We start from the raw sequence: 15,004 nt of genomic DNA, 5'->3' as shown, positions 1-15,004 counted from the left end.
ATTGGGGCGCTCTGGCTACCCGAAAACTCGAGCCGAAGCGTAAAGGCGTTCGCCGCCATTGTCACCCCGTCAATTGCCGTCGGGCGCACAGTTGCGCATTGCCTCAAAGCCGGGCTTGGGACTAGCATCAAAGGTGGTTCGTGACCATATCCATAGGATCGTCGGAACCAAAGCGACGATAAAATAACGAAAAGAGGGATCCATGACCTTACGCGTTTCTGGCAAGAACATGGACGTTGGTGAAGCGCTCCGATCCAAGGCGGAAGAGAACTTCGATGCCATCGTCGCCAAATATTTCGATGGCGGCTATGATGGGCATCTCACGCTGACTCCGGACGGTAGTGGCTTCCGCGCCGACTGCATCGTGCATCTGGATTCGGGAGCAATGCTGCAATCGAGCGCGCAAGGGAACGACGCTACCGCAGCCTATGACGTGATGACGCTGAATATCGAAAAGCGGCTGCGCCGCTACAAGCGCAAGCTCAAATCGCATGGAAAGGGCGCCAAGGGTGAGGGGCTGATGGCCCAATATACCGTTTTGGGCGCCGGCGATGGCGATGATGAGCTCGATGAGGACTACGCGCCGCCCGTCATTGCCGAAACCACCAAGAACCTGCGTTCGCTCAGTGTGGGTGAAGCCGTGATGGAACTAGACCTCAGCCAATCTGGAGTCGTGGTTTTCCGCCACGCTGGACATGGTGGGCTGAATGTGGTCTACCGCCGCACCGATGGCAATATTGGGTGGATTGATCCGGCGCTGGGGGCAAATTAGCGAAAGACCAATCCAGATAATGAATTAAGAAAATTCTAAGGTATCTGAATGGAACTGGCCGATATTCTGGCTAAGAGATCCGTACTTATTTGTACGGATCTCACATCAAAACGCCAGTTATTTGAACAACTTGCTGACAATGCAGCGGAGACTACCGGACACGACAGAAGCGAAATTCTGACCACTTTGCTCGAACGCGAGACGTTGGGATCAACCGGACTTGGCGATGGTGTAGCTGTGCCCCATGGCAAGCTGGCCGGGCTGGATGGCGTTACCGCCGTATTTGCCCGCCTGTCACCAGCGCTCGAATTTGATTCGGTTGATGATTTGCCGGTGGATTTGGTGATGATGCTTTTGGCGCCCGCAGGCTCTGGGGCAGATCATCTCAAGGCGCTGTCGCGCGTGGCCCGCCTGTTGCGCACCGAAGCGCTGGTGGCAGATTTGCGCAAGAGCCATGATCCCCAACATCTTTATGAGATTCTGACCAGCCCGGTCGCAACCTACGTCGCGGCCTGATATTTCAAGTTTGAAGGCCGATCCTGAAGGGTCGGCCGTTTACCATGATCGGTCAGTGAACCGACACTAGTCCCAAATTTTTGTCATCGAGCCATTCAGCCACCGAGTCTTCGGTGTCGGTAACCAGAAGCGGGGTGCCATCAGCGGACATCACCAGCTGGTAGAGTTCGTCGGCGATAAAATCGACATCCTGCACGATCATGTCCAACTCATGCCCGCTAATCGCGCGCACAAAAGCAACGGCATCGCCGCCCAGTGCGGCAAATTCGGCTGCGGTCAACATTTTCAGCGGATGATTCGGATCGACGGCTTCGGGCTGTTCGCTACGTTTTTCGTACATTATTCGGCCCTTTCTCTAAACTGATCGAATTTCGATTTGACGAGCGATCTTTTCGACAGGTGGCCTCTCAAGAGTAACAACGAGCATACCATGACCTAAAGTTGCATCCTTGACGATCATCCCTTCGGCTAGGAGAAAGCTGCGCTGGAACTGACGCGCGGCAATGCCGCGATGCAGAAACTCCCGGCCTGGATCGTCCTTTTGCCGACCGCGGACCAATATCTGATTGTCCTCCGCAATCACTTCGAGTTCGTTAAGGGCAAAACCGGCCACCGCAATCGAAACCAAAAACCGTTCAACACCCGAAGGCGTCACGCTGCGTTCGATGTTATAGGGCGGATAGCCTTCAGCCGATTTGGCAAGCCGATCCACACGTTCTTCGAAATTATCGAAGCCAAGCAGAAACGGGGCTGAAAAAACAGAAATACGCGACATTCCATAGCGTCCTTGAATCAAGCAACGTCAAAACGCAGACCCGATTTCTTTCAGCATCTGGCGTTCCCAACAGATATGGGGCAGTGATGAGAATGCTTCAAGGGTGAGTGCAAAGGGGAGAAATGTCGTGCGCGGAACTGTCTCGGTCATCATGCCAGCCTATAAGGCACATGCCACCATCGGCTACAGCGTCAAGAGCGTGCTTGATCAATCCTATTCGGCATGGGAATTGGTCATTGTTGCCGACGATGGCGTCGATTATGGGCCAGTGCTCGGCGCAGAAGGCATTACCGATACGCGGATAAAATTCCTTGATAGCGGCCAATTGGGCGGCGGTGCTTCGGCTGCCCGCAATGTGGCGCTTGATAATATCTCCACCGAATATGCCGCAATTCTGGACGCCGACGATCGGCTCAAGCCGCAAAAACTCGAGCGGGCCGTCAATGCGCTGGCCGAACACCCCATTGTGACAACGGCCCTTGATGTCATGGACGAGCAATTTGTCCATTTGCGTTTTGTAGCGAGCGGTCCGGATCGGGTGCTGACGCCCGGCGCCCATAAATGGGTCAATATTTCAATGGATTCAATGCTGGTCTGGGACCGGCGCGCCGCCGACGGACGTTATGATCTGAGCATGAGCAACATGACGGATCTGGAATTCCTGCTGCAGCTTTACCGCACTGCGCCCCAAAGCTTTCATTTGGGCGCGCCGCTGCACGACTATATCAAGCGGGCCGGCTCGATGAGCAACAGTGACAAGGCAAAGGCGGGCATGATCGCTTCCAAGCAGGTTCTTTTGCAGCGGTTGGGGTCGACATACTATCCGCTCGCCAACGACAAGGGCCGCGACGGCCTGATAGATTTCCTCGAGGTTTCACTCCAGGCCGAACGCCTTTATGCGCCCGAAACCGGCCAATTATTTGAGGATCATCTCGAGCCAATGCTCAACAAAAACGGGCAGCCCGTTTAAGGGCCGCCCGGTCGGGAGAGATGATGCAAAGATTAGAGGACGTAAAGCGTTACGCTCGAACCGCTAGCATCCAGGCCGATTACATCGGTGATTTCATAGCCCTGATCATGCACCGATTTGGCCAGATAGGGGTTGTTGGCAATGCGCTGCTGCAGGGCCTGGGTATCGGTCTGCGAGCGCAGGAACGGTACATCGCCTGCTGAGGTGGTCAGAACCGTTGCATAGGTGGCATCGCTCAACATGCTAAGGCCGTCGACCCCGCCCATGGCGTTGAAGGGGCTGGCGTAGGCAGCACTGGCACCAGCAAAAAGCGTAGCGGTAACGGCGATGATTTTGAACATTTTCATGATGTAATTCCTTTGGGGTTTGACGCGGGGCGAGTTTTTCTAAGCTCGGTTGAAACAACGGGACCTTCCCAAAAAGAGTTTCAGCCTTGTTTTACCGAGCGTGGCGATTGGCCCACCTCGCCCATCAAAATGATGACGCCCCGAATTGTTCACCCGACTTTCGCGACAACCCAAAAAATCTCTATGTAACAAGATGATGACTGTAGGATTTGCAGCTCTTTAACTCTTGTTCGGTATTTGTGCGTAGGGGATTTGTACTACTGGGTATACCGATGAATTTGTCACGCCTGTCGATTGCCGGACGCATCTATGCAGCGTTTGGAGCCCTGACCGCTTTGCTGGCCATTGTTGTTGTGGTCGCGGTCATGGGGGTGCAGTCCCTGACCGGCACCTTTGGCGGCTACCGCGCCATAAGCTCTGAAACCAGCGCCATCAATCAACTGGTCGATCAGTTGGGTCAGACCCGGCTGGCGTTTTCGCGCTACGAACTGGTCCCCAATGCCGAGCGCGGCGACAAGGTGGCGGCGCGGCTGGACAAATTGGTCAACCAGCAGCGCGCCCTGATGGGCCGGACCACCGCACTCTCTGCGCCCGAACTTGGTCAGAATCTGGCGCGTTATCAAACTCTGCTTGCCACGATGATCGACCTCGACAAGGACATTTCGGCCTCCACCAAACGTCTCCTGGCGGCAGGCGCCACCGCGACGGATACCTTGGGCGCTCTGATTGCAGAGACGGCTCAATCGGCAAATCTGAATGCAAGGGCCGCAGCCGTATCGGGCCTGGCCACGGAGCAATTGCTGCAAACCCGCATTGCGGCCACGGCGCTCATGACCGATCCGAGCGCTGATTCCTTTGAAAAGACAAAGCAGTTGGCGGCCAAATCACTGGCAACCCTTGAACAATTGCGCTCCGTATTTTTCCGCGACGACGACATAGCGCGGGTGGACGATGTCACGGCGCTGGTTGCGCCCTTCGGCCAGATGATCGAAAAGTCCTATACCAGTCTCGCCGAACGCCAGAAACTCGGTGGCGAAGCCAGCGCCATCGACACTGCGATTGGGGCGACCTACGCCAACGTTCTGAAAAAGGCACAAACCAATCAGCAGCATTTGGGCGACGCCAGCCAGTCTCAGGCCATCCAGACCCATGCCGGTGCCATTGGTTTTGGTGTATTGGCGCTAACCATCGGCATTGCCCTGGCCATCATTATTGCGCGCTGGTTGTCCGGCGCGATCCGTCTGATGTCCGAGGCTATGGAAAAAATGGCTGACGGCGACTTTGAAGTTACCATGGCTGGGGCCGACCAGAGCAATGAACTGGGCCGCATCGCCCGCGCGCTGGAAGTCTTTGGCGCCAACGGTCGCACCATCATGGAAAATGAGCGCATGCGGATCAACGAGGCCGACGAGGCCGCGGCCCGTCAGTCAGTGCGCGATGAATTGCAGGAAGATATCGAATTCCTGCTGGCGGCCGCCGCCATGGGCGATTTCGCCACGCGGTTGGAGCGCGATTATGGCGCCGCCGATCTCAACGGCGTAGCCCGCTCGGTCAATGGCCTGCTCGATACCGTATCGCGGGGGCTGGAGGAAACCGGTGCCGTACTGGCGGGACTGGCCCGAGCTGACCTCAGCCGTCGCGTTGAAAGCGACTATGCCGGGGCCTTCAAGGTCCTCAAGGACAATACCAACATGTTGGCCGAATTCCTGGCCACCACCATGACGCGCCTGGATGAGTCGGCGCGCGCCTTGAAACTGGCAACCGGGGAAATCCTGACCGGCGCCGATGATCTGTCCGAACGTACCAACCGTCAGGCTAGCGCTCTGGAAGAAACTTCAACCGCCATCACCAGTCTCAATGGCTCGATCAAGGACAATGCCGATCGCGCCGATAATGCCGCTTTGGCCATGCAGGCCTCGATGGGTGTCGCCGACCAAAGCGAGCAGGCCATGAACGCGGCCACCGATGCAATGGATCGCATCACCACTTCGGTCGGCAAGATTGCCAACATCATCGCCTTGATCGACGATGTGGCCTTCCAGACCAATCTTCTGGCCCTAAATGCCTCGGTTGAAGCGGCCCGCGCCGGGGAAGCCGGCAATGGCTTTGCTGTCGTTGCCCAGGAAGTGCGCCGTCTGGCCCAGTCCGCCGCCGTCGCTTCCAGGGACATTAAGGTTCTGATCGAACAGTCGGGCGACGAGGTCAAAGGCGGCACTCGTCTTGTAATCGAAGCGGCGGAAAAACTGACAGCCATCGTTTCGGCAACCGGTGACAATGGCCAGCAGATGCAGGCGATTTCAGCGGCCTGCCAGCGTCAGGCAGCCTCGGTGGCCGAAATTGCCCAATCCATGGCGCAAATGGATGTCATGACCCAGAATAACGCGGCGCTCGTTGAACAAACCAACGCCGCCATCTGCCAGACAGAGGCGCAGGCCAGCCTGCTCGATGCCATCGTGGCCGAGTTTACCGGACGCGAGGCCGAAATATCCGATCAATCGGCCCCATCGCGACGTCTGGCCAGCTGAAAATGGCAACTGCTGGCTTGCCATGATGGTCTAATACCCCTATAGAGCCAACTTCTCCGGATCGCCCGGCCAAAAGGCATGCCGTGGCGATCTATGAATGCGATAGGCCCAAACCTATCTATAAACACCAAGGACCCGCAAAATGCCCAAAATGAAGACCAAATCTGGCGCCAAAAAGCGTTTCAGTTTCACAGCGACTGGCCGCGTCAAAGCCGGTGTCGCAGGCAAGCGTCACCGTTTGATCAACCACAATGCCAAGTACATCCGCACCAATCGTGGGACCAAGATCCTGCAAAAGGGCGATGAAAACCTGGTCAAGTGGTACATGCCCTACAACCGCTAAGAACGCTGAAAGGAAGCTGACACATGTCACGCGTTAAAAGAGGCGTTACCAACCACGCCCGCCATAAAAAAGTTTTGAAGGCTGCGGAGGGCTATTATGGCCGCCGCAAGTCTACCATCCGTATCGCCAAGCAGGCCGTCGAAAAGGCAGGCCAATATGCTTACCGCGACCGTCGCGTCAAGAAGCGTAATTTCCGCGCTCTGTGGATCCAGCGTATCAACGCCGCCGTGCGCGATCATGGCCTGACCTATGGTCGATTTATCGACGGCCTCAGCAAGGCTGAGATTGCCGTTGACCGCAAGGTGTTGTCTGATCTCGCGATCACCCAGCCCGAAGCGTTCGGCGTATTGGTCGAAAAGGCCAAGGCAGCACTGGCATATCTCGAAGGGGTCGAAAAAACGACCCACTCGCGCGTCAACGCCGCCTGATCTTCAGCATCGCTGAGGCAAATTTGCGCCTTGTGCCGCCCTTGGGGGCTGGCGCAGGGCGTTTTGTTTTGTAAAAGCAGTCTGCCCACCGCTCTTAAGAGAAACCAGCCATGTCCCTAGACGATCAGATTGACAGTTTGCGCGCCGAACTGACCCACGCTATTGCCAATAGCAGCGATGAGGCCAGCCTTGATGGCGTGCGCGTGTCGGGTCTAGGCAAAAAGGGCAGTGTATCAGCGCTTTTGGCGGGCCTTGGCAAGATGGACCCCGAAGAGCGCAAGACCGCCGGACCGGCGATTAACGGGCTCAAGGGCGAAATCGCGGGCCTCATCGAAAAGCGCCTTGTTGAGCTCAAGGCCAAGGCGCTCGAAGCGCGGCTGGCCGCCGAAACCGTCGATATCACCCTGCCGCTGCAGCCCGCGCCGACCGCGCGGGGCCGCATCCACCCGGTCAGCCAGACGCTCGATGAAATCACCGCGATTTTCTCCGACATGGGCTTTTCCATTGCCGAAGGCCCCGATATCGAAACCGACTATTTCAATTTCACCGCGCTCAATTTCCCCGAAGGCCATCCCGCCCGGGAAATGCACGACACGTTTTTCATGAAGCCCGGACCCGACGGGGTCAAGAAACTGCTCCGCACCCACACCTCGCCGGTGCAGATCCGCGTCATGCAGAAAGCCAATGAAAAACCGGCAGTCAGATATATGACCCCGCCGATGGACCCGCCCATTCGCGTCGTCATTCCCGGCCGCACCTATCGCAATGACAGCGACCAGACCCACACGCCGATGTTCCATCAGATCGAAGGTCTGGTGATCGACAAATCCAGCCATATCGGTCAGCTGCGCTGGGTTCTGGAAGAATTCTTCAAGGCCTATTTCGAGGTCGACGAAGTGAAAACCCGCTTCCGTCCGTCCTTCTTCCCTTTCACCGAACCCTCGATGGAAGTCGATGTGCAATGCGACCGCTCAGGCTCGGAAGTCAAGATCGGGCAGGGCAGTGACTGGCTCGAAATCCTCGGCTGCGGCATGGTCCATCCAAATGTCATCCGCATGGCCGGCCTTGACCCGGACGTCTATCAGGGCTTTGCCTGGGGCATGGGGATCGATCGCATCGCCATGCTCAAATATGGCATGCCGGATCTGCGCGCCTTCTTTGACGCCGACAAGCGCTGGCTCGATCATTATGGGTTCCGGCCACTTGACCTGCCAACCCTTTTTGGGGGCTGAGTAGCTAATGGCCCAAACCACGCCAAATGTGGATGGCGACATAGCGTTCAGCTTTGGGGACAGCCCGGCACTGGCCGATTCGCTGCTCGCACTGGTATTGGCCGGCAAAAAAACCGCGACCTGTGGCGCTCTGCGCGATTTTGGCGCTGACGGCGAGCCGATGCCGGTCGTGGGACGGCGCGATATCGTGCTCAACGGGCGCGGTGAAGCTACGGCCCGCATCGAAACCGTCTCGGTCCAGATCAAGCCGTTCGCCGCCATCACCGCCACCTTTTCCGATCTTGAAGGGGAAGGCGACTATGCACAATGGCGCGCTGGCCATGAGGCCTATTTCGCCCGCAATGGCGGTTTCACCTCCGATATGGAGATTGTCTGCGAGACCTTCAAACTGGTGGAAATCTTGCCAGCCGGAAGAGCGCTCTATGCCCAAGTCGCCAGCCCCATCTTCATTGTCACCGATATTGAAAGCAATGGCCCAACGCCCCTGCATCATTCGATGCTGAGTTTCGCCTCGGTGGCGATTGAAGCCGACGGGACGCGCCATGGTGAATTTGAAGCGCAATTGCAGCCGCGCGCCGATCGTGGCACCGACCCGACCACCATGGCCTGGTGGCAGACACAGCCTGAGGCGTGGAAGGCGGCGACCGAAAATGCCGAGGCGCCGAAAATCGTCATGCCGCGCTTTGCCGATTGGGTCGATAGCCTGCCCGGCCCCAAGGTTTTCGCCGCCGCGCCGATGATGTTTGATGGTCTGTGGATGGACCATTATCTGGATGTCTATGCTGGCACGCGGGTTTTAAGCGGCCCGTTCAAGACACGGCAGATTTTCAGGGGCGGCGGTGTGTGTCTTTACACCATGGCTGGCACCCTGCGCGGCGCGCCCTATCTCGATTGGGGCATGAGCAAATTGCCCGCCGAGTTTTACGGCCATATCGCCCACACCCATAACGCCATTGATGATGCGCGCGGCTTTGCCAATGTGCTGGTCGAACTGTTCAAGATTTCCCGCCAACTGCCCGCGATTTCCGGGTCAGCCAGCGATTTCCGGTAAGGTGCCAAAGCAATGAAATTCACCCTTGATTGGCTCAAAGAGCATCTCGATACAGACGCCAGCGTCGCCGACATTGCCAAAACCCTGACCATGATCGGGCTGGAAGTCGAAGAGGTGATTCATGAGGGCGATGCGCTCAAGAATTTTGTCACCGCCCATGTCGTGTCGGCCGAAAAACATCCCAACGCCGACAAATTGCGCGTCTGCAAGGTTGATGCTGGCACTGGCGAGTTGATCGATGTGGTCTGCGGCGCGCCCAATGCCGTCACCGGTCTGAAAACCGTCTTCGCCGCGCCCGGCACCTATATTCCGGGCAAGGACATGACCATCGGCAAGGGTAATATTCGCGGCGCGGTCAGCAATGGCATGTTGTGCTCGGGCGCCGAACTGGAGCTGTCGGGCGATCACGACGGCATCATTGAATTGCCGGAGGATGCGCCGGTTGGCGTGCCCTACGATCAGTTCGCCAAACTGGATGGCGTCACCTTTGATATTTCCATCACCCCCAATCGCGGCGACGCCACCGGGGTATATGGCATCGCCCGCGATCTGGCCGCCTATGGGCTGGGCGCGCTAAAGCCCGCCGACATGTCGCCGGTCCCTTCCGTTGGTCCCAGCCCGATTGGCGCGCTTGAGCAGCGATTTGCCGCCGACGAGCCCAAAACCATCCACAAATTTGCCGGTCGCCTGATCCGCAATGTCAAGAACGGTCCATCGCCCGACTGGCTGCAACAGCGCCTGCGCGCCGTTGGCCTCCGCCCCATCAATGCCTTGGCCGATATTACCAATCTGGTCTCGCTCGGCTGGGGTCGCCCCTTGCACGCCTATGATGCCGATAAATTCACTGGTGCGCCCTATTTGCGCAACGCAAAGCCGGGCGAAACCCTTGAAGGACTCGATGGCAAAAGCCACGAACTCGACGAAACCATGACCGTCATTGCCGACGATAGCGGCGCTCTCTGCCTCGGCGGCATCCTTGGAGGCGTGCCCACCAGTTGCACCGAGGGCACCGTCAATATCTTCATGGAATGCGCCAGCTGGGACCCTGATCTTATTGCCCGCACCGGTCGGGCGACGGGCATTGTCTCGGATGCGCGCTATCGGCTGGAACGCGGCGTCGATCCGGCGCTGACCGAACCGGGCCTCGAACTGGCCACCCGGCTGGTCATGCAGATTTGTGGCGGCGAGCCCTGCGAGCCGGTGATTTCGGGCGAGGATGTGTATGCCAATACAACCATCCAGTTCCCCTTGAGCGAAGTCAAACGCCTGACCGGGCTCGACGTTGAACCCATGGTGATCAAGGCCATTTTGACAGCTTTGGGCTTCGCCATTGAAGCCACGGGCGACACCCTCACAATCAGGGTGCCAAGCTGGCGGCCCGATGTGAGCCTCAAGGCCGATCTGACCGAAGAAATCATGCGCATGGTCGGGGTCGATAATGTCCCGGTCGAGCCACTCGAGCGGCTCACCCATGTCGCCCCTCCCATGTTGACGACCATCCAGAACCGTCGCCGCATTGCCCGCCGGGCCCTGGCGTCGCGGGGGCTGGACGAGGCGGTCACCTGGAGCTTTATCGATCACGAGATGGCCGAAAAATTCGGCGGCGGTCAGGACGAGTTGCAACTGGCCAATGCCATTGCCGCCGACATGACCGACATGCGTCCCTCATTGTTGCCCGGCCTTCTGTCGGCGGCCAAGCGCAATGCCAATCGTGGCATTGCCGATCTGGGCTTCTTTGAAGTGGGTCAGATTTTCCTGTCGTCCGCGCCCGAGGGCCAGCACACCTACGCCACCGGCATCCGCACCGGCACTGCCGGGCTGACCGGCGCAGGTCGCCACTGGACCGGCAAGGCCGCACCGGTCGGCGTTTTCGACGCAAAGGCCGATATTGGCGCCGCGCTCGATGCCTTGGGCGTTGATATCGACAAGGTGCAGGTGGTGGCCGAACCGGCGCCCTGGAGCCATCCGGGCCGGGGCGGTCGCATTCAACTTGGGCCAAAGCTCATTCTCGGCTGGTTCGGCGAACTGCACCCCGCCTGGGCCGCCGAACTTGATCTCGATGGTCCGGTCGCCGCCTTTGAAATCGACCTCGACGCGCTGCCCGAACCGCGCAAAAAACCGACCAAAACCAAGCCGGCGCTCAATCTCTCAGGCTTGATGCCCGTCAGTCGCGATTTCGCCTTTGTGGTCGATCGCGCCGTCACTGCCGCTGTCATTTTGCGCGCCGCGAGGGGCGCCGACAAAAACCTGATCAGCGATGTTGGTATCTTTGACGTCTTTGAAGGCGCTCATGTCGGGGAAGGCAAGAAGTCCGTCGGCATCGAGGTAACGCTTCAGCCGCTGGACAAGACCTTGACCGACGAGGATATCGAAAAAGTCTCCGCCGCCATCATTGGCGCCGTGACCAAATCAACCGGCGGCACGCTCCGGGCGTGACCGATTTGAGAAAGAAATAAGCGCGATGATCGCACAGGAAAACGGCCTGCCGGTCATCGCTTCTTTCTGGCATGGACCCTTGAGCTGGCTGGAGCATTTGTGCATCCGCACCTTCATCGCTCAGGGCCACGCCTTCCACCTCTATAGCTACGCCCCAGTCCCCGACCTCCCAACCGGCGCGGTCTGGCACGATGCAGCAAAGATCGTGCCCGAAGATCGCCTCGTTTTTTACAAGGGCCACGGCACCCCGGCAGTGTTTTCCGACTATTTTCGGCTAAAGCTGTTGCAGGCCGAAGCGGGCATCTGGTCAGACGCCGATATTTTCTGCGTCCGCCCCTTTGCCGATCTGCCAGACTATCTGATGGGCTTTGAGCGCCCCGGCTCGATCAATGTAGCGGTGCTCTCAATGCCCGCCAACGCGCCCTTGCTCGATGATCTGATAAAGGTTTTTTCGGCAGAAAACCGACCCCTGTTCGAGCCGCACCTGCCCCCGATCCGGCGTCTTGAAGTCGCTACCAAGCGGCTGGTCGGCCTGAAAGTGCCACCTGAAAACATGCAATATGGCGCCACCGGCCCTTTTGCCCTGACCCATTTTGCCCGCCAGCGCGGTCTCTGGGATCAGGTGCAACCGCCGCCCGTGTTCTACCCGGTGCCCTATGAGGATGTACCCGCGCTTATGCAACCCGGCAGCCGCATCGAAACCGTGATCAGGCCTGAAACTTTGGGCGTCCACGTCTGGCGCAGCCAGTTCACCAATCGCGGTCGCGCCGGCATGCAATTGCCCGCCCCCGACAGCGCCATGGCAATCCTCTGCGCCCGTCACAATATCGACCCGACCGCCTAACGCTTCCCCGTTAACGTCCGAACTTTTTTGCCCAGTACCGCTTCCAGCGATGCCGCATGAAGCGATAAAACAGCTCATTGGTCATTACATGGCGGTAAAATCGCCGATAGGCCACGGTCGATATCAGGTTCCAGGGCTTTGATGGGCCCGTATAATGCAACAAGGCAACGTCCATGCCTTCGTGCGCGCCGCGCGCGTCAATCGTATTCCAGCGCGCGGGCAGTTGTTGCCATTTGTTGACAAATATCAGGTTCAAAATGTCCTGATCAAAATAGAGTTTGTCCATGGTGCCGTCGGCCAGAAGTCCATCGATCCGGCTGCCAATATCGGCCTCGCGCCACTTGGCAATATCGATGACAATGACGCCGGAATTGAAATAGGGGTCGGCGATGTCAAATATCTCGCCATTGTGCGCCAGGTCACGTCCCCCGGTGATAAAGCCGCCCATCGTGTCGCGAACAGCCCCGATTGCGCAGTCGCCCAGATCGACGTCGTATAGCTGCTCGATGGGCGCTCGCACCAGTACATCGCAATCGAGATAGACCACCCGCTCGATTGAAGGATCAATAAGCCGGTCCAGCAACAGGCGCGCATAGACGATCTTGCCGAACCGTTTTTTTGCTGGAATGCGGTCGACCGTTTGATTGAACTGGTCAGATTGATCAAGATCATACCAGACCAGCTTGGCGCCAAATTCGATTGCGATCTTGGCGAGGTCCGCCTTGTGCGCATCACTCATGGTGCGATGGCAAAGGTGAAACACCAGATCAGCCTTGCGCTTGGTATGCACACAGACCGACCGCATCACCGCATACGCAGGCGCCCAGAAATTATCGTCAAACGTCAGCGCAATATGCATGGGCTGACTGGTTGAAGCTGATTTTGATTGTGTCAATGCCCATCCCGCCGGACTGTTCCCAACGCGGGCTTCTAGCATACCGACCGCCGAGCGCAACTACGGCCTCGCTGGCACCAACAAAAGCTGGATACATGCAAAATCGACGATGTCAGGAATGCAGGCTTGCTGTTCAGATACCACCCGCCTCGCGTTTCAGCGAAACACCCCTCACCACCGCAATTTCAGCGAATGGGCGACGGTTGGATCGAAGTGCAGCGTCACCGACACATCGTTGGCGGCGTCGGTGGTGCCATTGATATATTGACGCTGGCGCAAGATCAGGCTTTCACGGTTTTGGGCGAGCGAAATCAGCACATAATCAAAACAATCGTAGGAAATGTCCGCCGCTTCTGCCGCCCCGATTTCGGCCTTGAGTTCGGCTAAAGGACGCCCCCCGATCGGCTGGCCACTGCCCACGGCAATGGCGCGGGTGGTCGGGGTTGCCGTTTCGGCCACTTCGCACACATAGCGATCATCGCGCAGTGCCAATTCGTGCACCACCGCAATTTCGGTGGCCTCGTCCCACAGCGTTGATCCCTCGTAGCTGACCCGCTCGTCCCCGATATCGAGATAAATATCGCTCCAGCCACAACTGTTTTGCTGCTGATCGTAGCACCAGCGCTGCGAACCGCTCATCAGCGTGGTGAGCGCGTTCTGGTGCAGCACCTTGCCAATCTTGAGCGACCCCAGCACTGCATCGGTCGCCGCATCAAAACTGAACGCCGGCGCACAGCCAGCGATCAGCAGCGCCACGCCCGCCAGGATTTCTTTCAACCCGGCCCGCATCATCATCCTATCGCAGCCAGCCGCTGGGGCGCGGATGTAAATCCATCAATCCGCCCTTGGTCGCCGCATCAATGGCCGCGATCTCATCGTCGGCAAGGCTCAGATTATTGAGCACACCCAGATTGTCTTTGAGCTGCTCAAGCGTGCGCACACCGACGAGCGCCGAGGTCATTTCAGGCCGCCGCAACGCCCAGCTCAGCGCCAGCTGCACCATGGACTGGCCCCGCGCATGCGCAATCGGCTCCAACGCCTCGACGGCGGCGAGCACACGTGGCTCGATATGGCTGGCCCGCAACGATCCGTTGGGATTGCCGCCCCGCGTACCCTCGGTCTTGCCCTTGTTGTATTTGCCCGACAGCACCCCTTGCGCCAGGGGCGAAAAGGCAATCATGCCAATGCCCAGTTCGCCACAGGCATCCATGGTCTTGTCGTCTTCAATCCAGCGATTAAGCATCGAATAGGAGGGCTGGTGAATGGTGGTGGCCACCCCCATCTCCTTCAATATCCGATAGGCCTCGCGGGTTTCCTTTTCTGGATAGCTGGAAATGCCGACATAAAGCGCCTTGCCCGACCGCACGGCGTGGGCGAGAGCGCCCATGGTTTCCTCGAGCGGGGTATCGGGATCAAACCGGTGTGAATAGAAAATATCGACATAGTCGAGCCCCATGCGCCCAAGGCTTTGATCGAGGCTCGCCAGCACATATTTTCGGCTGCCAAATTCGCCATAAGGCCCCGGCCACATATTATAACCCGCCTTGGTCGAAACGATCATTTCGTCGCGATAGGGGCGAAAATCGCGCGCCAAAACCGTGCCGAACAATTCTTCGGACGATCCTGCTGGCGGCCCATAATTGTTGGCCAGATCGAAATGGGTGATCCCGGCGTCAAACGCATGTCCGAGGATTTCCATGGCACTGGGATAGTCCCGCGTGCCGCCAAAATTCTGCCACAGCCCGAGACTGATGATTGGCAGTTTCAGCCCGGATTTGCCTGAGCGGCGGTACTGCATTGAGTCATAGCGTGCCGGATCGGCGCGATAAGTCATGGCATAGCTCCAGATTTCGTGCAGGTTGCCCAACTG

16 protein-coding genes are annotated in these 15,004 nt (G+C 58.1%); 10 read left to right on the top strand and 6 right to left on the bottom strand.

From position 1 onward, the window contains the following. Window positions 1-202 precede the first annotated feature (202 nt). Both hpf and PSQ90_RS06800 read left to right on the top strand, forming a co-directional pair. Window positions 203-772 (top strand): ribosome hibernation-promoting factor, HPF/YfiA family, encoded by a 570-nt coding sequence (gene hpf / locus PSQ90_RS06805; RefSeq protein WP_282212650.1) that lies wholly within the window; start codon window positions 203-205, stop codon window positions 770-772. Between the two features lie 48 nt (window positions 773-820). Next, window positions 821-1,288, top strand: coding sequence for a PTS sugar transporter subunit IIA (locus PSQ90_RS06800; RefSeq protein ID WP_282212649.1), 468 nt, complete (start codon window positions 821-823; stop codon window positions 1,286-1,288). Between the two features lie 52 nt (window positions 1,289-1,340). Here PSQ90_RS06800 and PSQ90_RS06795 read toward each other — a convergent pair whose 3' ends face one another. Both PSQ90_RS06795 and PSQ90_RS06790 read right to left on the bottom strand, forming a co-directional pair. Next, complete coding sequence (locus PSQ90_RS06795; protein WP_282212648.1) at window positions 1,341-1,628, bottom strand: DUF1150 family protein; 288 nt, start codon at window positions 1,626-1,628, stop codon at window positions 1,341-1,343. Window positions 1,629-1,643: 15 nt separating this feature from the next. After that, window positions 1,644-2,063, bottom strand: coding sequence for an Hsp20 family protein (locus PSQ90_RS06790; RefSeq protein WP_282212647.1), 420 nt, complete (start codon window positions 2,061-2,063; stop codon window positions 1,644-1,646). 127 nt (window positions 2,064-2,190) lie between these two features. Between PSQ90_RS06790 and PSQ90_RS06785 the strand changes: the two genes are divergently transcribed. Beyond that, complete coding sequence (locus PSQ90_RS06785; RefSeq protein WP_282212646.1) at window positions 2,191-3,033, top strand: glycosyltransferase family 2 protein; 843 nt, start codon at window positions 2,191-2,193, stop codon at window positions 3,031-3,033. Window positions 3,034-3,065: 32 nt separating this feature from the next. Here the strand turns inward: PSQ90_RS06785 and PSQ90_RS06780 are convergent, their stop codons facing one another. Then, complete coding sequence (locus tag PSQ90_RS06780; RefSeq protein WP_282212645.1) at window positions 3,066-3,380, bottom strand: hypothetical protein; 315 nt, start codon at window positions 3,378-3,380, stop codon at window positions 3,066-3,068. Between the two features lie 272 nt (window positions 3,381-3,652). Here PSQ90_RS06780 and PSQ90_RS06775 point away from each other — a divergent pair, with 272 nt between their 5' ends. From PSQ90_RS06775 to PSQ90_RS06740, 7 genes are all read left to right on the top strand, one after another. Then, a complete protein-coding gene (locus tag PSQ90_RS06775) occupies window positions 3,653-5,905 on the top strand; it encodes a methyl-accepting chemotaxis protein (protein WP_282212644.1) in 2,253 nt (750 codons plus the stop codon). A gap of 142 nt (window positions 5,906-6,047) precedes the next feature. Next, on the top strand, window positions 6,048-6,248 hold the full coding sequence (rpmI, locus tag PSQ90_RS06770; RefSeq protein ID WP_282212643.1) for a 50S ribosomal protein L35: 201 nt from the start codon (window positions 6,048-6,050) through the stop codon (window positions 6,246-6,248). A gap of 23 nt (window positions 6,249-6,271) precedes the next feature. Further along, on the top strand, window positions 6,272-6,676 hold the full coding sequence (gene rplT / locus PSQ90_RS06765; protein WP_282212642.1) for a 50S ribosomal protein L20: 405 nt from the start codon (window positions 6,272-6,274) through the stop codon (window positions 6,674-6,676). A gap of 110 nt (window positions 6,677-6,786) precedes the next feature. Next, window positions 6,787-7,908, top strand: a complete 1,122-nt coding sequence (pheS, locus tag PSQ90_RS06760) for a phenylalanine--tRNA ligase subunit alpha (RefSeq protein ID WP_282212641.1) — start codon at window positions 6,787-6,789, stop codon at window positions 7,906-7,908. 7 nt (window positions 7,909-7,915) lie between these two features. After that, entirely contained in the window at window positions 7,916-8,959 is a 1,044-nt protein-coding gene (locus tag PSQ90_RS17030; protein WP_328517530.1) for an ASCH domain-containing protein, read from the top strand. Window positions 8,960-8,971: 12 nt separating this feature from the next. Next, window positions 8,972-11,395, top strand: coding sequence for a phenylalanine--tRNA ligase subunit beta (gene pheT / locus PSQ90_RS06745; RefSeq protein ID WP_282212640.1), 2,424 nt, complete (start codon window positions 8,972-8,974; stop codon window positions 11,393-11,395). Window positions 11,396-11,420: 25 nt separating this feature from the next. Continuing rightward, window positions 11,421-12,239: a glycosyltransferase family 32 protein gene (locus PSQ90_RS06740; protein WP_282212639.1), complete on the top strand. Its 819-nt coding sequence runs from the start codon at window positions 11,421-11,423 to the stop codon at window positions 12,237-12,239. Window positions 12,240-12,249: 10 nt separating this feature from the next. On the opposite strand, the gene PSQ90_RS06735 is transcribed toward PSQ90_RS06740, so the two are convergent. The 3 genes from PSQ90_RS06735 to PSQ90_RS06725 form a co-directional block, all read right to left on the bottom strand. Next, window positions 12,250-13,134 (bottom strand): glycosyltransferase family 8 protein, encoded by an 885-nt coding sequence (locus tag PSQ90_RS06735; protein WP_282212638.1) that lies wholly within the window; start codon window positions 13,132-13,134, stop codon window positions 12,250-12,252. A gap of 171 nt (window positions 13,135-13,305) precedes the next feature. Beyond that, complete coding sequence (locus PSQ90_RS06730) at window positions 13,306-13,929, bottom strand: hypothetical protein (protein ID WP_282212637.1); 624 nt, start codon at window positions 13,927-13,929, stop codon at window positions 13,306-13,308. Window position 13,930: 1 nt separating this feature from the next. Continuing rightward, complete coding sequence (locus PSQ90_RS06725) at window positions 13,931-14,968, bottom strand: aldo/keto reductase (RefSeq protein ID WP_282212636.1); 1,038 nt, start codon at window positions 14,966-14,968, stop codon at window positions 13,931-13,933. Between the last annotated feature and the right edge of the window lie 36 nt (window positions 14,969-15,004).

It is taken from the genome of Devosia rhodophyticola (assembly GCF_028816475.1).
Lineage (GTDB): Bacteria > Pseudomonadota > Alphaproteobacteria > Rhizobiales > Devosiaceae > Devosia > Devosia rhodophyticola.
This window is presented reverse-complemented; position numbering and strand designations above follow the sequence as displayed.